18 protein-coding genes are annotated in these 21,982 nt (G+C 40.0%); 11 read left to right on the top strand and 7 right to left on the bottom strand.

The window, feature by feature from the left end; all coding sequences use genetic code 11:
- The first annotated feature begins 1 nt into the window (after position 1).
- The 8 genes from CWB78_RS11940 to CWB78_RS11905 all read left to right on the top strand — a co-directional run bounded on the left by CWB78_RS11940 (position 2) and on the right by CWB78_RS11905 (position 11,296).
- The gene (locus CWB78_RS11940) at positions 2–808 is read left to right on the top strand and encodes a DUF547 domain-containing protein (RefSeq protein WP_138595760.1); all 807 of its coding nucleotides are present in this window, start codon (positions 2–4) and stop codon (positions 806–808) included.
- The gene (locus CWB78_RS11935) at positions 795–2,057 is read left to right on the top strand and encodes an ABC transporter substrate-binding protein (protein ID WP_138595758.1); all 1,263 of its coding nucleotides are present in this window, start codon (positions 795–797) and stop codon (positions 2,055–2,057) included. Before CWB78_RS11940 ends, CWB78_RS11935 begins: the two co-directional genes overlap by 14 nt.
- Entirely contained in the window at positions 2,054–3,772 is a 1,719-nt protein-coding gene (locus CWB78_RS11930; protein WP_138595756.1) for an ABC transporter permease, read from the top strand. Before CWB78_RS11935 ends, CWB78_RS11930 begins: the two co-directional genes overlap by 4 nt.
- A 24-nt stretch (positions 3,773–3,796) precedes the next feature.
- Entirely contained in the window at positions 3,797–4,450 is a 654-nt protein-coding gene (locus CWB78_RS11925) for an ATP-binding cassette domain-containing protein (RefSeq protein WP_131692198.1), read from the top strand.
- Positions 4,440–5,084, top strand: coding sequence for a CDP-alcohol phosphatidyltransferase family protein (locus CWB78_RS11920; RefSeq protein WP_138595754.1), 645 nt, complete (start codon positions 4,440–4,442; stop codon positions 5,082–5,084). Before CWB78_RS11925 ends, CWB78_RS11920 begins: the two co-directional genes overlap by 11 nt.
- On the top strand, positions 5,077–5,865 hold the full coding sequence (locus CWB78_RS11915; protein WP_138595752.1) for a sterol desaturase family protein: 789 nt from the start codon (positions 5,077–5,079) through the stop codon (positions 5,863–5,865). Before CWB78_RS11920 ends, CWB78_RS11915 begins: the two co-directional genes overlap by 8 nt.
- A gap of 271 nt (positions 5,866–6,136) precedes the next feature.
- Positions 6,137–8,278: a glycoside hydrolase family 16 protein gene (locus CWB78_RS11910; protein WP_138595750.1), complete on the top strand. Its 2,142-nt coding sequence runs from the start codon at positions 6,137–6,139 to the stop codon at positions 8,276–8,278.
- Between the two features lie 72 nt (positions 8,279–8,350).
- Positions 8,351–11,296, top strand: a complete 2,946-nt coding sequence (locus CWB78_RS11905) for a TonB-dependent receptor (RefSeq protein ID WP_054201351.1) — start codon at positions 8,351–8,353, stop codon at positions 11,294–11,296.
- Positions 11,297–11,344: 48 nt separating this feature from the next.
- On the opposite strand, the gene CWB78_RS11900 is transcribed toward CWB78_RS11905, so the two are convergent.
- From CWB78_RS11900 to exaC, 6 genes are all read right to left on the bottom strand, one after another.
- Positions 11,345–12,817, bottom strand: coding sequence for a S41 family peptidase (locus CWB78_RS11900; protein ID WP_138595748.1), 1,473 nt, complete (start codon positions 12,815–12,817; stop codon positions 11,345–11,347).
- 178 nt (positions 12,818–12,995) lie between these two features.
- Positions 12,996–13,253, bottom strand: coding sequence for a hypothetical protein (locus CWB78_RS11895; protein ID WP_138569905.1), 258 nt, complete (start codon positions 13,251–13,253; stop codon positions 12,996–12,998).
- A gap of 43 nt (positions 13,254–13,296) precedes the next feature.
- Positions 13,297–13,794, bottom strand: coding sequence for a GNAT family N-acetyltransferase (locus CWB78_RS11890; protein ID WP_283957127.1), 498 nt, complete (start codon positions 13,792–13,794; stop codon positions 13,297–13,299).
- Between the two features lie 124 nt (positions 13,795–13,918).
- Positions 13,919–14,128 carry a hypothetical protein gene (locus CWB78_RS11885; RefSeq protein WP_054201355.1) on the bottom strand — a complete coding sequence of 70 codons (210 nt, stop codon included), beginning with the start codon at positions 14,126–14,128 and terminating at the stop codon, positions 13,919–13,921.
- Between the two features lie 114 nt (positions 14,129–14,242).
- On the bottom strand, positions 14,243–14,848 hold the full coding sequence (locus CWB78_RS11880; RefSeq protein ID WP_138595746.1) for a DUF998 domain-containing protein: 606 nt from the start codon (positions 14,846–14,848) through the stop codon (positions 14,243–14,245).
- Between the two features lie 345 nt (positions 14,849–15,193).
- Positions 15,194–16,714, bottom strand: a complete 1,521-nt coding sequence (gene exaC, locus CWB78_RS11875; protein ID WP_109875141.1) for an acetaldehyde dehydrogenase ExaC — start codon at positions 16,712–16,714, stop codon at positions 15,194–15,196.
- A gap of 194 nt (positions 16,715–16,908) precedes the next feature.
- On the opposite strand from exaC, the gene CWB78_RS11870 reads away from it, so the two are divergent.
- Positions 16,909–17,802: an AraC family transcriptional regulator gene (locus CWB78_RS11870; protein WP_109875140.1), complete on the top strand. Its 894-nt coding sequence runs from the start codon at positions 16,909–16,911 to the stop codon at positions 17,800–17,802.
- An 81-nt stretch (positions 17,803–17,883) separates the two neighbouring features.
- Entirely contained in the window at positions 17,884–18,915 is a 1,032-nt protein-coding gene (locus CWB78_RS11865) for a LacI family DNA-binding transcriptional regulator (RefSeq protein ID WP_075170004.1), read from the top strand.
- A 74-nt stretch (positions 18,916–18,989) separates the two neighbouring features.
- Here CWB78_RS11865 and gtfA read toward each other — a convergent pair whose 3' ends face one another.
- Positions 18,990–20,462: a sucrose phosphorylase gene (gtfA, locus tag CWB78_RS11860; RefSeq protein ID WP_138595744.1), complete on the bottom strand. Its 1,473-nt coding sequence runs from the start codon at positions 20,460–20,462 to the stop codon at positions 18,990–18,992.
- Positions 20,463–20,634: 172 nt separating this feature from the next.
- Between gtfA and CWB78_RS11855 the strand changes: the two genes are divergently transcribed.
- Positions 20,635–21,864, top strand: a complete 1,230-nt coding sequence (locus CWB78_RS11855) for an MFS transporter (protein ID WP_075170006.1) — start codon at positions 20,635–20,637, stop codon at positions 21,862–21,864.
- Positions 21,865–21,982: the final 118 nt, after the last annotated feature.

Raw genomic sequence — 21,982 nt, 5'->3', positions numbered from 1 at the left:
TATGTTTAAAACACCTTTTAAAGCGCTATTGTTAGGTTCTGCTTTGCTTGCAACATCGTTTGCAAGCAAAGCTCAAAGCATGCATGACAGCTGGAATGCACTATTAAACAACCATGTTGTAGCTATTAATCATGGTCACAGCACTGAGGTTGATTACTCAGCAATAAAAGCTAAGCGCAGCGAACTAAAAGCTTATTTAGATTCGTTATCGGCTGTTACGCAAAATGAGTTTGATACATGGGAAAAGCCTAAGCAGCTGGCGTTTTTAATCAACGCGTATAACGCCTTTACTGTTGAGCTGATATTAACAAAATACCCAGATCTTAAATCAATTAAAGATTTAGGCAGTTTTTTTAGCTCACCGTGGAGCAAAGAGTTTGTGCCATTACTTGATAAAACTCGCAGCCTTGATGATATAGAACATAATTTAATTCGTGGCAGTGGTAAGTACAACGACCCACGTATTCACTTTGCTGTAAATTGCGCAAGTATTGGCTGCCCAGCACTACGTGAAGAAGCCTACACAGCCACTGATTTAGAAAGCCAATTGCAAGAGCAAACGATGCGTTTTTTATCAGACATGACTCGAAATATAGCGCAAGATAACACGCTAACTATGTCTTCAATATTTAAGTGGTACGGCGATGATTTTGAACAAGGCTTTAAAGGCGCAAATACGCTACAGCAGTTTTTTATGCAATACCCTAAAGCACTAAAGCTGACACCCGCTCAGCAAAAAGCACTTAAAAATAACAACATGAAAGTTAAATTTTTAGACTACAACTGGGATTTAAATGCTCGCCAATAAATTTTGGCAAACATTATCGCGATACAGCTTATTCTGTGTCGCCTTTTGCATTTGCCTTGTTATTAGTTTTAAAAGCCTAGCAAGTACACAATTACAAAGCCGTTGGCATCAAGTTGAAAAGTTAGGTAAAGACCAAAGCGTATATTTTTATGCTTGGGGCGGTGATGCGCAAATAAATGCCTATATTCAGTGGGCGGCTGAGCAAGTAAAAGCTAAATATAACATTGAGTTAGTGCATGTAAAGCTTAGCGACACCAGCGAGGCCGTTAGCCGCGTACTCGCAGAAAAATCAGCAAATAATCACACTCAAGGCAGTGTCGATTTAATTTGGATCAATGGCGCTAACTTTGCAGCTATGAGTAAGCACGGGCTTTTACTAAAAGACTGGGCTGATAAATTGCCTAATTTTATTTACACCAATCCAGAAAACAATCCCAGCGTGTTGTTTGATTTTGGTTTACCCACTCAGGGAATGGAAGCCCCCTGGGGGCAAGCCTCACTGACTTTTTATTACGATACGCTAGCAACGAGCTCTCCTCCTCAAACCCTTAATAAGTTATTGAGCTGGAGTAAAGCAAACCCAGGCCGATTTAGTTACCCCAAACCCCCTGACTTTTTAGGGATGAGCTTTTTAAAATATGCATTAATGGTATTACACCAACATAGCGATGCAATGCTACAAGCAAAACTAAATCATCCAGCTAATGATAAAAACACAGCCCAAGTACTTGATCCGTTGTGGACGTTTCTAAATAAATTGCACCCTAATCTGTGGCGCAATGGCGAATACTTCATGCAAAGCGGTGTACAAATGCGCCGCTTAATAGACGATACCGAGCTTAGTATTGGCTTTACTTTTTCGGCACCAGAAGTACCGGCTGCGGTAAAGCGCTATGATTTACCAAAAAGTATAAGAAGTTATGCAATGGCCGATGGTAGCTTAAGTAACACTCACTTTGTCGCTATTCCTTATAATGCAAGCCACCAGCAAAGTGCGCAATTAGTGGCTGACTTTTTATTAAGCCCCGCAGCGCAAGCGCATAAACAAAAAACTGCTATATGGGGTGACAAAACGGTATTAATTCAAAGCAGCTTAAGCGCAGAGCAGCAGGGCTTATTTAAAACCGTACAGCCGCATCCTAGCGCACTGCCTCTAAATAGTGTTAAACGTACACTCAGTGAGCCACATCCGAGCTGGGTGGAGGCAATTAATACTGGCTGGGAAACCCGTTATGGAACAAGCCAATGAGTAAGGTACTCCATTCAGCTGATTTATTCTCACGCCTAGTCAAAGTAACCCCTTACTGTTTGCTGGCACTGTTAACAATACCTGTATTAGGCGGCCTAATGGGAGTAATGTTGCCTGCCTTTGGCTGGGCGCCTGCCTTGAATAAAACCAACATGAGTTTGGCTGGGTTTAATGTTTTATGGGATACACCGGGGCTTTCACAAATGATAGGCCTGAGCATACGCACTGGACTAATTAGTACATTAATAGCGTTTGCGCTCATGATTATTATGCTGGCTGCATTTTTTAATAGTGTATGGCTAAAACGAATTGAATACGTATTGAGTCCCATACTGGTTATTCCCCACGCTGCAGCGGCAATTGCGGTCAGTTTTTTAATCGCGCCATCGGGATTATTTACGCGCTTACTTTCGCCTTGGTTAACGGGCTGGCAATTAGCTCCTGAGGGCTCATTACCTTATGACGCTTTTGGCTGGAGCATTATTATTGGGCTTGTACTTAAAGAGCTGCCTTTTTTATTACTCATTGCATTGGGTATTTTAGCGCAGCCTGAACTTGGCAAAAAGCTACGAATGCAGCATCAAATTGCCATTAATTTAGGTTATTACCCCATGGTGGCATTTTTTAAAGTGGTGCTACCTAATTTATACCCACTGTTACGTTTGCCCATTTTTGCAGTACTTGCTTATGCTAGTGCGAGCGTTGAGATGCCACTGATACTTGGGCCAAATACGCCCCCTACTTTAGCCGTTGCTATCATGCATTGGTTTAACGATGTAGATTTAACCCTGCGCATAAAGGCCTCAGCGGGTGCTCTGTTACAATTAGCGATCACTGTTGGACTCCTGCTAATTTGGCTATTGCTTGAAAAAATCAGTGCCATGATTTTTAGTCAGTCACTCATCAACGGCCGACGCCATTATGCTCACCAACTTGTTCGTGCTTTTACTTATATCGTCACTTGCGTAATTTTAGCCTTTATTGCAGCTGCGTTAATTGGATTAGTACTTTGGTCAGTAGCTGGCTATTGGCGTTTTCCGGATACCCTACCCTCAAGTTTGGTATTACTACACTTTGAAAATGCCTTTACACACATTCACACTCCTTTATTTAATACCTTAGTGGTTGGCGTGGTTAGCTCAGGTTTTGCCACTATTTTGGTGTTACTATGTTTAGAAGCAGAGCAAATCACGGCTAAACCTTTGGCGAAGTGGGCACTGTTAATTATATACCTGCCGTTGTTGGTACCCAGTATCGCCTTTTTATTTGGTATTGTGTGGCTACAGCAATTGCTAAATAGTCAGCATGCTTTTTTTAATGTGATATTTGTACACTTGCTGTTTGTTTTACCTTATGTTTTTTTATCTATTGCCGATAGTTACAGGCGTTTAGACCCAAGATTAGCGCGTGTTGCTGCAAGCTTAGGCTCAAGCCCATGGAAGGTGTTTATACAAGTTAAATTGCCACAACTATTTGCGCCTATTTTAATTGCGATGGTGCTGGGGTTGGCAATAAGTTTTGGCCAGTATTTATCAACCCAGTTAGCAGGGGGTGGCCGAATAGCCACCATAACCACCGAAGCCGTAACACTTGCCAATGGTGCAAGTAGGCGAACCAGTGCTGTGTATGCAATACTGCAAATGGGCTTACCTCTTCTCGGCTTTATAGTGGCATGGGGACTACCTCGGTATGTTTTTAATAACAAGCAAGCATAATATGAATACATCAAAGGGCGTTTAATGCAGCCATCATTACAAATTAAAAATTGTCAGCTTTATCGTCAAAACGAGTTGTTGCTGAGCTTGAATGAACAGGTTAAAGGTGGTGAAATTCTTACTATTATGGGGCCATCAGGGAGCGGTAAATCTAGCTTATTAAATTGGCTTACTGGCGCATTACCTCCGGGTTTTAATGCAACTGGCGAGGTGTGGCTAAATGATACTAATATTAGTTCCTTGCCTAGCCATTTACGCCATGTTGCTGTGCTATATCAAGACCCATTACTATTCTCGCATCTATCTGTTGGCGGTAATATTAGCTTTGCCATGCCAAAAATGGATAAAAAACAACGCCAACAGCAAATAGATGAAGCACTTACACACGTTGGGCTAAAAGGCATGGCCAAGCGCCATCCAGACACTCTCTCCGGTGGGCAGCAAGCCCGTGTTGCTTTACTGCGACTATTACTGAGTAAACCCAAAGCGATTTTACTCGATGAACCCTTTAGTAAGCTTGATCAGCAATTACGTATTGAAACCCGTCAGCTGGTGTTTTCACAAATTAGGGAATATCAGTTACCCGCCATTATGGTCACCCATGATGAAAGTGACGCAATAGCCACAAATGGCAAAATCATCAATCTAAACGTACAAAGTGATATAAATGTTAGATAAATTTATTACCCCACTTATAAAACCGGTGCTTATTCCGTGCGTAAAACAGCTGCACAAAAAAGGAGTGAGTGCCGATCAGTTAACCTTAATAGGTTTTTTAATTGGCTTACTAGCTGTGCCACTAATTATTTTTGAATATTGGTATGGCGCATTAGCTGTAATTTGTATTAACCGCATTTTTGATGGTCTTGATGGCGCACTCGCGCGTTATGCTCAGAGCAGTTCAAGCGCTGGGGGATATTTAGATATTACCCTCGACTTTTTGTTTTATGCGCTTATTCCTTTTGCATTTATTTTAACCAACTCTGAGCAAAATGCACTTGCAGGGTCACTATTGCTTGTAACCTTTATAGGTACCGGCTCCAGCTTTTTAGCTTTTGCCATAGCCGCTGAAAAATTTAAACTCGACAAACCACAATTTAAATACAAAAGTTTTTACTACTTAAATGGCTTAACCGAAGGCACAGAAACCATTGCCTTATTTATTGCCTTTTGTATTTGGCCGCAGTATTTTTCAATTCTTGCTGTTTTATTTGCTATAGCCTGCGCGATAACTATTTTTACCCGTATATATGGAGGTTATTACACCTTAAAACTCCAAGAAACTGATGAGGTTACACAAGCCAATGAGTAATGAAATTTGGTGGCGTTTAGGATTCTTTTTTAGCGTACTAGCAATAATGATGCTGCTTGAATGGCAAAAGCCTGCACGCCAATCAACTATTAAAAATAGGTCACGCTGGTTTGCTAATTTTGGATTAACCTTTACTTCTACCCTGCTTGCACGCTTTACAGTGCCGGTTGGATTAACTGCGGTTGCTGCTTATTATCAGCAGCATGGAATTGGGCTATTTAATCAACTCAATGTCTCACCACTCATTGCAGTGATACTCAGCTTACTTTTGCTTGATTTAATTATTTACTGGCAGCATCGGCTTTTTCATCAGGTGCCTATTTTGTGGCGTTTGCACCGCGTACACCACGCTGATGCACATATTGATACCAGTACCGGTCTGCGATTTCATCCTATTGAAATTGTACTCAGCATACTTATAAAATTGATTGCCGTTACCGCTTTGGGTGTACCTGCTATTGCAGTATTAATATTTGAAATTGCACTCAATGGGTTAGCACTGTTTAATCATGCGAATATTCGCTTACCCAACTCTATTGAAAAGCCGCTGCGTTTAGTGCTTGTAACTCAAGTACTGCATCGTATTCATCATAGCCAAAATCCCGAAGAAACAAACAGTAACTTTGGCTTTAGTATAACTTGGTGGGATAGACTTTTTGGCAGCTATAGATCACAGGCAAGTCAGCCTGATAAAAATATTGCACTTGGTTTAAGCCAATACCCAAACCCCAAACAAAATTCATCCTTGTGGCAATTGTTAATAATGCCATTTAAAAAATAGCAATACAGCTAATGAAAACATTCATGTACACCTTTTAAACCTCTATTTATAACATTACTTAGGCGTTTAACCGTTCCTGTTAACAAAAACACCCCGTTAAAAGTAAACCAGTTGTAAATTATTTAAACAAATTCTTGACCCAGTTGAGAATCCCCCATATTATTTGTAAGCGCTTACATTTACCACACAGAGAAATGTAAGCGCTTACAAAAATGAAAAAATCAACAAATACACTATATTCTGACAATAATCAGTTGAACGGGGTTCAGTTATGAACATTGAAACAACACGCATTACTCGCCTTTTGGCTGCTATTTCATTAGCATCTTTGGCGGGCTGTGGCGGCGATGCTGCAACAACATCCAATTTTGAAAAAGTAGATCCTGCCCAGCCAGTTTCAGATTGGCAAATGGTTTGGAGTGATGAATTTGATGGCACAAGCATTGATGCTAACAAGTGGAACTTTGAATTAAACTGCGCTGGCGGCGGTAACAACGAGAAACAATGTTACACCGACAGTGAGGAAAATGCCTTCATTAAAGACGGTGTACTAAATATAGTCGCCTTACCTGCAGAAGAAGGTGCAGAAAAGCCATACACGTCAGCCCGTTTAAACACCCGCTACAACGCCGACTTTACTTATGGCCGTTTTGAAATGCGTGCAAAGTTGCCTTCTGGTCAAGGTAGCTGGCCCGCATTTTGGATGATGCCAACCGACGAAGTATATGGCACTTGGCCGCGCTCTGGCGAAATTGATATTTTAGAAGCGGTAAATTTAAAAACAGTCGCTGAAGATGGCACCGTTGAAGCAAATATTCATGGCACACTTCACTATGGTCGTGAGTGGCCAAATAACTCAAGTTCAGGTAAAGCTTATGCCTTACCTGAAGGTATGAACCCCGCAGATGACTTTCATACTTATGCAATTGAATGGCAAGAGGGAGAAATTCGCTGGTACGTAGACGGCTATTTATATGCTACACAACGTCGCTCTGAAGTACGTTACAACTCTAAAGATGAGCCTGTTGGCCTTAAACATAAAGGTTGGTTTGCTGAATACTTTGAACAAGGTAACGGCGAACTTACCACTCACTGGGATAATGCCCCATTTGATAAAGATTTTTACCTTATTTTAAATAACGCCGTTGGCGGTGACTGGCCTGAAAATGTAAACAACTTAGGTGTTGACGCTGCAGCATTTGCACTAGGCCAAAGTTTTGAGATTGATTATGTTCGTGTTTACGAATGTGCCTCAGATCCGGGCACCGGTAAAGGTTGTGAAACTGTGCGCCCAGGTTACGATAACCTAGACGATGCACTTGTCGAAGGTAAAGCCCCTGTACCTACTCCGCCAAGTGATGGCGTTGCAAGAAACCTTGATATATTCAATGGCACATTAAACGCCAATTGGATCGCATGGGATTGTTGTGGCGGAACTACACCAGAAACTATAACCGATGCTGATAAAGGCGATGTTGTTAAATTTAATATTAATGACAATAACGGGACTGTGCTTGGTTTCTCTACCCGTGGCGGTCATTTTCCTGATGGCTTTGCAGGTTCATCGTCACCATTTGACGCATCTTTATTACTTGATTTAAATGGCCGTGTATCATTTGATATGAAAGTAGTAACGCCGCCAACATCTTCGACAACTTGGCTATTAAAAGCTGAAGCGGGTGATGGCGGCCCTAATACAGGCGACGTAGCCCTTAGCGATAGTGTTGAAGGCGTAACACCGGTTACTGGCCAATGGCAAACCTATACATTTCCGCTTTCTCTGCTACAAGAAAGAGGCTTAGATTTAAGTGCTATTGATGTATTAATGGTGTTCCCGGCATGGCAAACAGGTGAAGGCGCAGAATACTTAATTACCAATGTGGTTATTGAAGGGGACTTACCAAAAGTTGATCTTTTCAGTGATGAACAAAACTTAAATTGGCCAATGTGGGATTGCTGTGGTGGTTCAACGCCAGTTGAAGTAATAGATGATAAAGAGCACGGTTTAACTGCTGAGTTTACTATTGGCGCAACAGCAACAGTAATGGGCTTTAATAGCCGTACAGCTGCAGGCGGAAGCGGTGAAGCATTCGATGCTACTTCAATATTAGAAAACGGTGTAATAGCGTTTGAGTTAAAGGTGATTTCAAAACCAAATAATCTTGATTCAGTTTGGACTTTCAAAGTGGAGTCTGATAACGGTAGCTCAGCTGTCGAAATTCCACTAACTGACAGCATTGAAGGTATAGAACCTACTGTTGGTGAATGGCAAACATATACCTTTACCCTTGCTGATTTAGCGGGTGCAGGTTTAGATGTTAGTGCGTTAGATGTAGTGATGATTTTCCCAGCTTGGGACACAGGTGAAGGCGCCGTTTATCGTGTAGATAACGCTTTCATTGGCGTTCCATAATTAGAAATCACTTAATGGTAGGTGCATATATGCACCTACTTATCGTAAAATTTAGTTAAAAGCAGAGCAATTATGAACACATTTAATTTTAAAAAAAGCCAATTAGCGGCTTCTGTGTCACTTATCATCACTGCAAGCACGCTTAATATCGCTCATGCAGCAGAACAAAATACTGTTGAACCTGAAATCGAAGTAATACAAGTTAAAGGTATTCGTGGTTCATTAATCCGCTCTATGGATATGAAACGCGATGCATCTGGGGTAGTCGATGCTATTTCTGCTGAAGAAATGGGTAAATTCCCCGATACTAACTTAGCAGAGTCACTACAGCGTATTACGGGTGTATCGGTGAGTCGTGCAAACGGTGAAGGTAGCCAAATTACAGTGCGTGGTTTTGGCCCATCATTTAACTTGGTAACACTTAATGGTCGCCAAATGCCTGGAACGGGTAACTCACGTTCGTATAATCTGGAAAACATTGCCTCAGAAGGTGTTAGTGCCTTAGAAGTATTTAAAACTGCTCGTGCTGATGTGCCCAGTGGTGGCTTAGGTGCGACGGTTAACATTTCAACAACTCGACCTTTACAAAGACCTGGCCAGCATTTTTCGGCAACAGCTAAAGCTATTCATGATTCATCAAATGAAGCGGGTAGCAATGTAACTCCGGAAGTATCAGCTATTTATAGTAATACCTTTAGCGATGAAATGTTTGGTATTGGTTTTTCTTTTTCGCATCAAGAACGCGACTTTCAAAAGCAAAGCGCCAATATTCAAGGTTGGCAAGCTAATGTCGACTTACCTACTCTTGCAGAAGGTGATTTTATTGATCCACGCGCAGTAGATGCGCAAGGAAATCGTGAAGGTAATCACTTTTTTGCAAAAGACATGAACTACGCAATTGAAGATTTACAACGCGAGCGTACTAATGGGCAAATCACACTGCAATTTGCACCCACAGATAATTTTGTAGCAACCCTTGATTATACAGCAAGTGAGGCTACAACAGGCTCAGAAACTCTCGGCTGGGGTATTTGGAACGACTTTGGTAGTAACATCAACGGCTACGAGTTAGATGAAAATGGCACAGCAATTTATGCAGATATAAGTGGTAACGATGCGTCATTTACCTCGAGTAAAAACACCACTGAAGTTAAAGCTCGTTCTATCGGCTTAAATTTAGATTGGCAAATTAATGAAACATGGCAAGTTGAGCTTGACTACCATGACTCTAAAAACGAAACGGATAACGGCGCAGACAAAGGTCTTGGTAGTGATGGGCAAGTTATTTTAGGTTCTGATCAGCTTGTAAATAAAATTTATGATTATCGCACTGGCGAAATTCCACATGCGCAAGTTAATTGGAAAAACGGTACCAGCGTATTAAGCCCTGGTGAAATTGATTCAAACTTTAGCCAGTTTATTCACTCACCGGGAGAATCCAATATTGAGCAACTTCAATTACATACAACATGGATAAACGATAGTTTTGACATTGGTTTAATTGAAGTTAAGTTTGGTGGTTCGCGTACAGAGCAAAATACTGGTGGTTATGAAGCATGGAGTGGCTTAGTTGGCGGCCCTGGTTTTAACCCTTCTTACACCGAGATATTCCCGGATGGCATGTTTACCCTTAATGACACTTCAGGACTATTAGACCAATTTGCCGGTGGTGGTAACGATTTACAACCTAACTATTACTATAGCTTTGATTTTGATGAAGCCGTAGCAAGACAAATGGCATACCTTACAGCTGATGTAACTGGTGGCGATGCCTATGCACCTAATGCCTACCTTGATGGTATTGACAGTCAAAGCGCTGTTGAAGAAATTACCAACAGTATCTATGTTCAATCGCGTTGGGAGTTTGAAGTTAGCAATTACTACATAAAAGTAAATGCAGGTCTACGCTATGAAGAAACCGATGTAAGTAGCTCTGTTCGTCAACGAGTAGAGCAACAAGTAAATTGGATCAGTGCTTCAGAGTGGATCACTCAATATGAAGCTGGCGGCGATGACAACTTCTTAGTTCAAGAAGGCAGTTACGATATTTTACTACCATCAATAGACCTAAGTGTTGACGTAACTGATGACTTAATTGCTCGCGTATCATGGGGTAAAACTATGTCGCGCGCTCCATTAGGTGATTTAGCTGGTGGTCGTAACCTAACAGGCAGCCCAAAACCGGGGTCACGAGTAGGTAGCCAAGGTAATACAGGATTATTGCCGTTTGAATCAACAAACCTTGATTTATCATTAGAGTATTACTACGCAGAGGGCAGTTATGCATCTATAGGTTACTTTAAAAAGGACGTTGATAACTTTATTCAAACCACCATTACTCCAACCACCATTGAAGGCTTACATGATATTTTAAATGGCCCACGCTATTTACAAGCGGTTAGTGATATTGAAGCTCGTGGTGATCAAGCAACAACCGATGCTATTTTTGCGCAAATGCTTGCAAATGGTGATGGCAATGCCAACGGACAAATTGAACCAAATAGTAATGATCCACTTATTACTTGGAACATTAGCCAACCACAAAATACCGATAGCAAATCAGTCGATGGTTTTGAAGTGGCAGTACAGCACTTAATTGGCGAGACAGGTTTTGGTGTCGGTGTAAATGCAACGTTTGTTGACGGCGATGTTGAATTTGATACAGACAGCCTAGACCAACAAGCTCCATTAACCGGCTTAAGTGATTCAGCTAATTTCCAAGCGTTTTACGAAAAAGAAGGTTTATCTGTAAAAGTTACTTATGCTTGGCGTGATGCATATTTAATTGGTGTAGGGCAAGCGCAAGGTTCTGCTGATGCACCACCACAATATGCTAAATCATATGGCCAATGGGATATGAGCGTAAATTATGACGTTAATGAAAATGTGACGGTATTCTTTGAAGGTATTAACCTTAATAATGAAACCGAGCAAGGCTATGGCCGTTACGAAGAGCAATTCTTATTTGCTCGCCAGTATGGTCCACGCTACGCAATTGGCGCACGCTATACCTTTTAATAAACCTAAGTAATTAAACAGTCAAAGCCGCTCATTGAGCGGCTTTTTTTATAACTGTTTAATTTTTTCTAATAGCTTATCGGTTGTCCAATCAATATCGTTATAGGCAATATCGGGTTTATAATAATCGCCCTTTCCTCTTGCTCTATTCACATACACTTTATTAGGCACTATCACTTTACCTAAACCTGAGGGTAACTCAGCTAATCGAACATCCATATACAGTGAGTCAGCACTGCTTGGCGCGCCAAATAACTGAGTGTTTGAAAACTGCTTAAATACATCAATGGCATCAAGACACGCACTTGCACACTGTGGCGGCACAATAACAAAAACCTGTGTTTTAAAGTCACTCTCTGGCACCGTGCTATCGCTTTGGTTTGGTTTACTTTGCGGCTCTTCGATGTAAAATAGCTTATTATTTTCAAGTGACTGCGCCATACCTGCAGCTATTTCTTTAAACTCTTTTTGTGCTTTAGGTTGATCTTTCAACACTTCAATTAATGATTTAACATGGCTAGTATTATCTTTTGACGCTCTCCACCAAACTCGGCTATTTTTTGAGTAGTTATCCATTTTTTGTTCAACAACTTGCTCACCCCACAACGCTTTTGCAAGCTTTAAGCTCCAATACGACGAACCACCTTGGTTATGACGAAGATCTAAAACCACCGTTTTTGCACTGAGTAACTTAGTACGTTGACTCGCCACTTTCTTATACAGGTTATTGTAATCATGAGTTTGCTTATCGTTATTTGCAAAACTGGGCATAGCAATCCACGCTATGTTTTGCGCAGGCCAAGTTAAATCGGTTGTAAGCTCATCCCCATTATAAGCATGTGTTAAATGCTTACTTACACTCTTTGGCCGAACAGACCAATCAAGGGTTTTACTGTAAGCTTGCCCATTAGCTTTAATAAATTGACATTCTTTTAGAGGTGTTAAAAATGGGTTGCCCTCATCAATTAGTAACCGCCAACCTTGCTGCCACCAATGCCCAGGTTGTGTAACCTGTCCATGAAATTTAAACACTCTTTGTCGCATTAACGTCTCGGTACTTTGCCCATCGCATCCACTTATCACATCACCTTTATTTATATTATCTGTTTCACTGTAATACACTTTTAATGCATCACCCCGCCAAACGGCACTAAAACCAGGCCAACGACGAGCAGGTCGTTCAACGCTTGAAAACACACCTGCATGACCATCTTGTAGCACAGTACTAAAACGCGCAATTGCCGCAACATGAACCTGCGGCCCGCTCGCTTTAGCAGACAGTGCAAGTGCTTCTGCTTTTGCTTGCTTTAATAGCTCAGGAAAGACTGGGTTGTTAACATCAAACATACCGGGGTGGTTTTTTGCCGAAATACTGTAAGCAGCTTCAATATCACGATCAGTAACACTGCGCCATTGCTCTGGTGTTTGAGGAGTAACTGCTAATTCTGCCATGCTCAAGGTAGGCGTAATTAATAAAGCACTCAATAAAGTACGGCTAACTATTTTTGTTTTTATGTTCATGAAAATCCATTTTAAATTAGGTTATATAATTACTGTAAACTCATTTGGTGGAACTAAAAATACCTTAAATCAAATAAGTATCAGCAAATTATTTTTATAGCAGTAACTTAACAACATTAAAAGCAGCTAACAATGAGTAACATTTAAAATGAACTGGCTTTAAATTTAGAGCAACAGCTTACTTAGAGGTTTGTTCAATTTTGGTTTGCAGTAGTGTTATGCGGGCGTTGAGTTTTCTAAAGGTATACTGTGAATAGAAAAAGTTTAAAAAGAAGGCAGCAAAACCTGAGCAAGCAAGCCCTATCAATGGGCTGAAATAAAACATTAACAATAAAACAATTACAGCCATCGCTATCGTAAGTCCCAAATAATGAGATGCACTAAATAACTTTCGGTTATTTTTTTCAAGCTGAACTATGTGAGAATCTATATCCATTAAAAATTTCCTTTTAACAAATCAAAGCTAACTATCTTGAGATTTAGGTAGCTACATAAGCAGCATCTAAAGAAGTCCATTCATTCCACTGCGTCTTTGTTAATCGATATAACTGTACGGCACGACCATGAAATTCATGATTGCTATAATCTGTAAAGCCAATTTTCTTTGCTACTTTCAATGACGCAATATGCTCAGGTTCAATAATAACAACGACGGATTGATGAGTAGTTTGAGTAAACACATACTTTAAAACACTTTTAGCCGCTTCGCAGGCTAAGCCTTTATTCCAAAAATCGACCGCTAATCGATACCCTAAATTAGGCTCTTCGTTACCCGCGACACTTTGTGGTGAAATACCACAAAATCCAATCAATAAATCGCTGTTTTTATCTATTAGTGCCCATGGGCCCAAATCATATGAATCGTAGCATTGTAAACACCACTTTATAAATTCACCAGTTGCGGCTTCATCGCACACACCACGAATTGAGTATTTCATCACTTCATCGTCACTAAGAATTTTACTTAATGCCGGCACATCATCAATTGAAAACTACCGAATAAGCAACCTTTGGGTTTCACAAATTTTCACTCAAACCTCCTTGTAATTACAGCTAAAAACTTTCATAAAACCAAGTAATTAAGGTAGGTCTCTTAGTTATTTAGTTCTTTTTATGTTTCGAATGCCACATAAAGTATCCAAATAATATGCCTACTAAAGGAAATATTATTAAAGATGAAATGATTCCATCAAAAAAATCTTGCTCACCTGTAAGGTGCATGATTAATTGAAATAAAATAGCTGTAGGAATTCCCCAGCCTAAAGGACCTCTTAGTAAAATAAAACGTAATTTAGTATCGTTTATATTCATGAGTCTTCCTTAATTTATAAGCCCAAATAATGAGCTAAAATCAACACAATGCTGATGTATTTCTTAGATTGACAAGCCTAACGTTTAAACAAATGATGGGCACTAGTGATTGTTTTAAATTAATGCTATTGAAAAAACACTTAACCAACTTAATTGAATACCATAAGAGATACGTTGATAGGTACCAGGTTTACTTTGTAGTTTTATTGCTTTAGCCATAGCAAACAGATAATAAACTGTAGCGATAACAGAAACAATTGAAAAAACACGAAAGTATAGAGAGATAACTTCTGTGGTTGGACTAATAGCTATTAATATTGGTGCTACAACCAGCGAAAGTAGCATAATAAAACCAGCCCAAGAATGTACCTTGCAGCTAAAAGTTGGATGTTTAGTAAATGGGTCAGCATCCATAGGAAAATAACCCGCAACCCAGGTACCAATACCATGCACTATAACTAACCAACCAGCAATATTAACCAATATAGAAACATTAGCCAATTGCGCCAAATACCAGCCAAAAAAGCAAAATAGAAGACCTAAAGGATAGTTATTAATTAAGGGCGACAGTTTTTCAGTTGGGCTTCCTGTTGCACCTAATTCACTACAAAATTGTTTAGAATGGCTGTAACCTTTATAAAACCGACTTGCTACATAAACACCAATGAATATCCATAATGTGGCTATTAACCCTGAATAAATCGCAATCGTTTCAAACATCACCATAATCCTTTTTGTGATTAATTCACTAAAGCCTTTTTAAACACAGAGGAGAAAATGAGCCGGCTTCGAGTGACGAGCTGTGAGCTTGTACAAACAGCCTGAAACCTAGTCTTAACAGTAGAACCTGTGACCTTTAATCTACTCTTTCAACGCAGCGTCTCTTTACCCTCTTTGTGCATGATTCACTGAGGTTTTATTTCGCCTCATTAATAAATCATTTCTTTATTATTATAATTAACCACTAATCAAATGCTATCAGTATTAGTTTTAAAAAAACAAAGCGCTACAACAATGCAGCGCTTTCATTACTTATAGGTTGTTTGTTTAAACTAAAACGCCTTATTAAAAGAAGCCAAGGGGATCTTCGCTGTAACTTACTAATAAGTTTTTAGTTTGTTGGTAATGATCGAGCGCGAGTTTGTGCGTTTCGCGGCCTATACCAGACTTTTTATAACCGCCAAACGCAGCGTGTGCTGGGTACATATGGTAACAGTTGGTCCATACGCGACCGGCTTCTATTTTGCGACCAAAGTGATAAGCGCGGTTCATATTACGGCTCCATACACCTGCGCCTAAACCAAATTCTGAGCTGTTAGCCAATTCGAGCGCTTCGGCTTCGTCTTTAAAGGTCGACATTGAAATAACGGGGCCAAAAATTTCTTCTTGGAACACGCGCATATCGTTAGTGCCTTTTAATAAAGTAGGTTGAATGTAATAGCCACCATTTAGCTCATCGCTAAGTTGCTCAATATGACCGCCACTGAGTACTTCAGCACCTTCTTGTTTGCCAATATCAATGTAACTTAAAATTTTATCAAACTGTGCTTTAGAGGCTTGCGCACCTACCATGGTTTCGCTGTCTAGCGGGTTACCGCGTTTAATTTGCTTGGTACGTTTTAAAATGCGCTCTATAAATTGCTCATAGATATCTTCTTGGATAAACAAGCGAGATGGGCAAGTACATACTTCACCTTGGTTAAAGTAGGCAAGAATAGCGCCCTCAATTGCTTTATCTAGGTATGAGTCGTCTTTTTCCATAACATCGCTAAAGAAGATATTAGGTGATTTCCCACCAAGCTCTACCGTTGAAGGAATAATATTTTCAGCCGCACATTTTAAAATATGTGACCCCACAGGGGTTGAGCCTGTAAAGGCAATTTTAGCTATACGCGTATTGGTTGCCAGTGCTTCACCAGCTTCTTTACCAAAACCATTTACTACGTTTAGCACGCCGCCAGGCAGTAAATCACCAATAATTTCCATTAACACTAATATTGATGCGGGTGTTTGCTCTGCAGGTTTAAGTACCACACAGTTACCAGCTGCAAGTGCAGGTGCTAGTTTCCATGCAGCCATTAAAATTGGAAAGTTCCACGGAATAATTTGCCCTACAACACCTAATGGTTCATGAAAATGATACGCCACCGTGGTTTCGTCTATTTCACCAATACTGCCATCTTGAGCACGCAAGCAACCGGCAAAGTAACGAAAGTGGTCCGCAGCAAGTGGAATATCCGCGGCGAGGGTTTCGCGAATGGCTTTACCGTTATCCCATGTTTCGGCCACTGCAAGTAGCTCTAGATTTTGTTCAATGCGATCAGCAATTTTTAATAAAATATTACTGCGCTCGGTCACTGAGGTTGTGCCCCACTGCGTTTTTACGGCATGCGCTTTATCAAGCGCCAAATTAATATCGTCTTTATCAGAGCGAGGAATTTTACAAAACACTTTGCCATTTACAGGGCTAATATTCTCAAAGTATTGACCATTAACGGGTTCAACCCACTCGCCGCCAATATAGTTACCATACTGCTGTTTAAATGTGATGAGTGCGTCTGCTGTGCCTGGATTTGCGTAAATCATATGTGTGTTCTCTTGTTGTTGTTAGCTAAAAGTCTAAGCCGAAATACCAGCAACTTGTTAGAGTAATGTAGCTAGTTGCTTTATATTTAATCGGTATTGATTGACATTAGACTATTAAGCGCTTAAAAACTTGATTAGCAGTCCAAAAAAATTGTCTGTGAGTCCAAACGATTTAATCATTAAAAAGGCTGATTATGTATTCGTCGCAGTTAAATAAAAAACGCCAACAACTTGATGTACTTATTGAAAACAAAGTAAGCTTTGCTGCCGACAACAGCGAACTGAGTATTTATGATACATATAAAAGTGCGCAAAAAGTGGCGCTGCATTCAAACGAATTACTGTTTTGTGCCATGCTCAGTGGCAAGAAAATTATGCATGTTGAGAATAGTCATTATCATAAAGCGTTTTTACCCCACGAATCGTTTGTATTAGCGCCCGATCAAGGGGTGCTGATTGATTTTCCACAGGCAACTATCAACTCACCTACCACCTGTTTAGCGATTGAAATAAGCACAGATAAAATAACCAATGTGGCTAATGCACTTAATATGCAGCAAAACTTTGCTAGTGATACCTTATTTGAATACAGCCCTAATTTAGTGCATACCCAACATAATGCGCAAACTCAGCAGTTATTAGAGCGAATGGTGCATTTATTTAGTGAGCAAGGCGCCGAGCGACACTACTTAATTGATTTATCGTTAAACGAATTGATCACCCGTTTACTGCAACAACAAAGCCGCGATTTATTAATGGCAAACTGCGATAAACTGCGTCTAAAAAGTAACGTGAGTGATGCACTGCAATACATTGAAGAGCATTTAAGCGACACACTCGACATAGACACATTATGCAAAATAACTTGTATGAGTCGTAGTAAGTTTTACCAGCAATTTAAACTCGCTTTTGGCACCAGCCCTGCGCTTTGGCAGCAACAACTTAGGCTTAAAAAAGCCCGCACGCTTTTATTAGAAGGCCAAGCTATAAGTAAAGTGTGCTACGACCTTGGTTTTAATAGCGCCAGTCATTTTAGCCGTTTATTTAAGCAAACTTTTGGTATTGCACCTAAACAGTGTCGGCATTAACTCAATACAACAGTTTTTGTTATATTAAACAGCCTAATATGTTAATTTACTAATTTCCTGCTAAGTAGTAATGAGTCGCTGATGAGTAAACCCACCCGCTGGACATTAAAAAGTATCGCCAAAGAGTTAGGTGTGTCTAATGCTACGGTATCAAATGCGTTTAATCGCCCTGATCAACTCTCGGCTAAACGACGCGAAGCCATACTTAAAGCTTGCAAAGAGCTCGGTTATTATGGCCCTAATAAAGCGGCGCAATCTCTGCGAAGTGGCACGTTTAATATTGTTGCTTTAGTGCTACCAGATAGCGTGGAATATATGGTGTCAGACCCTGTCGCGAGTAGCTTTATGCGTGGTGTAACCTCAGTGCTTGAAAAAAACGGCATTAATGTTTTATTGTTTTCAGGCAATAGCGACAATCTCAATAACGTTGTTGATTTTGTTGATGGCTTTATTTGTTATGGGCGCCCGCGAAATAAAGCACTGGTAGAGCAACTAAAAACAGTTCAAAAACATGTGGTTACTGTGGATTTTGATATTGCCCGCAACGCATCAATTAATATAAATAACGAACAAGCCAGTTACGAAATAGCCAAACATGTTTTGCACAATGCAACTGATAACGTGGCAATATTGGGCTTGAGATTACTCGATGAAAATGTATTGTGCCGAGTTTACGAACATCATGAGTTTGAAACGGGTCAATCTATTTCTCACCAACGCTTACGAGGTTATCAGCGTGCGTTAAATGAAGCGAATGTAACGGTAGCCGACGACCGCATTTGGAATATTCCTGAAAGTAGCGAACGTTTTGCCAGCATAGCTGCAAAAGAAGTATTAAACGCCTCACCACGCCCTGATGTGATTATATGTATGAGTGATTTAATTGCCCTCGCCACCATGCGAGAAGCAATAAAACAAGGGATAAAAATAGGGAGTGAGCTACGTATTGTTGGATTTGATGGCATAGAAGAAGCAGCCCGTTTTGTGCCTCGCCTTACGACTATTCATCAAAATAGCCAAGAAAAGGGTGTAATAGCTGCTAACTTATTTATTTCTAAAGAAGAAAAACAACACGAAGTAGGTTACGCACTAAATATTGGTGCAAGTAGCTGAGCGTTGTTAGTAACGCAGATAAAAAAGCCAAGCTTAAGTTGCTCGGCTTTTTGGTTTTCAACAAATAAAGCTATTTAAACTAATAAACTTTGTAAGTTTAAAGTGGTTTCTTGAGCACCATTAACCTGTGTAATAAGTGCAGTACGACTTGTAAAATCAATACTCAAAGAAATTGATTGTTGCTCAAGCTTCCACATTAAACAACATACACTTGCGCCACCTTGAGCAGTAAATTCACCAGCAAATGCAGGGTGTTCATTACGTATTTTAATTAACGCTATTAATCCTTTTACTACCGGCTTATTTAGCGCTTCATCTATTTTAGCGGCATCTAAATAAGGGCGATTAATATCACGACCAACGTTCGTGCTCGCCAGAAGCTCCATATCATTTTTGCAAGCAAATAAACCACCGTAATATACTTGTGGTACACCCGGTGCAAAAAATTGAATGGCGCGAGATAATAAGTAATCAAAATCATTTGCGCCCAATGCATCGTAATACGTACAGTTAACTTGATATAGGTCGACGTTACTTGCAGCTGCACCTGTTGCTTTACGGCTCTGGTTATTGCTGTTGGCATGCATGGTTTCTACTAGATTATCTATTTGAGATGCGTTCAACAGCCCAGGTTTATCGCCCATTGGACCCGCGTCAATAATGCCAATGCCATCATGGGTGTCTAGTACAGTTAAACAGTTACGCGGTGAAATTTGTAACCACTTAAGCAGTGCGTCTACGTCATTATTAAATAAGCTATGTAAAATAAGCGGTGGTAGGGCAAAGTCGTACACCATGTTTACGCGCTTAGCCACGTCAACTTGAGTTTGATAATGGCTATGAATTTCAGCAATGGTCTCCATGCCTAAATCATTTGCCTGCTTTGAGAGTTTATCTAAATAGGCAAAGGTTTCATCCAGCATAAAACAGTTTGTACCTGCTTGCTTAATGGCGTAACCCGCTGCATCTAAACGAATAATGTTTACGTTGTTAGCAGAAAATTTAGTAAGTACGTTATTTAAATAAGCAATACCAGCTTCTACTTTTACGTTTATATCAATTTGATTGTCGGTAAATGTAGTCCAAAAATCATACGTTTGACCATCACCGCATTTCATTGGTGTAAAACAGCTTCCAGGACGCGGACGGTAAATGGCTTGTTGTTCTTGGTCGCTCATGCCATTAGGGAATACATCTTCTTTAGTTAAAAATAAATCCCAAAATTCAGACCCTTTGCCTTTGGCCAGCACATCCTGAAATTGAAACGATTGCGCCGATACATGGTTTACTATTAAGTCGGCCATTAAATCATGATCTTTTCCAAGTGCTTGAATATCTGACCAAGTTCCTATTCGGGCATCAACTTCACTATGATTAATTGGGTCAAAACCTGCATCGCTACCATCTATTGGGTTATAAAATGGTAATAAGTGTACTCCTGCAAAAACGTCTTTAAGTGGACCCTTTAGAAGTGCTGTTAATGCGTTTATATCTTTACCGGTGATTCGATCAGCATATGTGATCAATTGAACTTTATTCTTCATCATGTGTGATTACCAAGTTGAAACTTAATCGATTAAGATATATCTTTAACTAGCAAGTAAGAATTTACAAGTAATTTTTAAATATTTTACATACAAATATCGTGGCTCGATTAATACTACAATAAGTTACTGACAACTTAATGTGTGTTACCAAGCATTTAACGAGGAAAAGCAAATGACAAAATCACACACACACGTAAGCAGCGATCCGTTGCAACAAATTCGTTGGCTCACATACATGATGTTTTTTATGTTTGCCATGACCTCTGACGCCGTTGGCATGATCATTCCCGAACTCATAAGCGATTTTGGTTTAAGCATGACCCAAGCCAGTGCGTTTCATTATGCGCCTATGGCCATGATTGCAATAAGTGGATTATTTCTAGGCTTTTTAGCCGATAGCCTTGGCCGTAAAAAAACGATTATGCTTGGTTTATTAATATTCTCTGCAAGTTGTTTTTTGTTTGCTATTAGCAGCAGCTTTATATTTTTTGTTTTTTTACTGTGCTGTATTGGCCTTGCCATTGGTTTATTTAAAACCGGTGCACTGGCGCTTTTAGGCGATATTTCTAATAGCAACGAAGAACACACCAAAACCATGAATAAAGTAGAAGGTTTTTTTGGCATTGGTGCTATTGTTGGCCCTGCTTTAGTTGGCGTGCTGCTGGTTCAAAATGTAAGTTGGACTTACCTTTATATTATTGCTGGCATTATGTGTTTAATTTTGGCATTGCTTGCTTGGCGTGCCGATTATCCTGCGGTAGTAAAAAGTACAGGCAAACCAGCCTCACTAAAAACGACCATGAAAATGATTAAAAACCCTTATGCACTGGGTTTTTCTCTTGCAATTGCTTTATATGTTGCCACCGAAGTCGCCATATACGTGTGGATGCCTACCCTACTAAAAGATTACACCGGCTCATGGCCGCTGCTGGCCACTTACGCACTTACAATCTTTTTTGTGTTACGTGCTGCAGGGCGTTTTATTGCGGTATGGTTACTTAATAGGTTTAGTTGGCAAGGGGTTATGGCTTACTTAAGCTTTGGCATTGCGCTGTGTTACGTTGGCACTCTTTATGGCGGCGTTGACTGGGCAGTGGCTTTATTACCTCTTTCAGGTTTATTTATGTCGATGGTTTACCCTACTTTAAATTCTAAAGGAATATCGTGTTTTCCTGTTCATCAACACGGCGCAGTAGCCGGTGTTATATTATTTTTTACTGCACTGTCAGCCGCCTTAGCACCTTTATTTATGGGTATGATCAGTGATTACTTTGGACACGTGCGCTACGGGTTTTATTTAGCCACGGGTTTTGCAGTCATATTATTTTTGGCTATGTTATTTAATTACTTCAGTGACCCATCAGCAACTGCATTAGAGCAAAGTAACTTAGTCGCTGAGTAAATAAACAACTTTAATGCTATAAAAACATTTTAAAAATCAATGTCTGAATAAAAAAACAGCAAATAATTAACAAAATAATTTGCTTATTGTAAAAACTTTGTTATTTTTACTTAATCGA

This window comes from Pseudoalteromonas sp. S1612 (genome assembly GCF_005887175.1).
GTDB classification, from domain to species: Bacteria; Pseudomonadota; Gammaproteobacteria; order Enterobacterales; family Alteromonadaceae; genus Pseudoalteromonas; species Pseudoalteromonas undina.
This window is presented reverse-complemented; position numbering and strand designations above follow the sequence as displayed.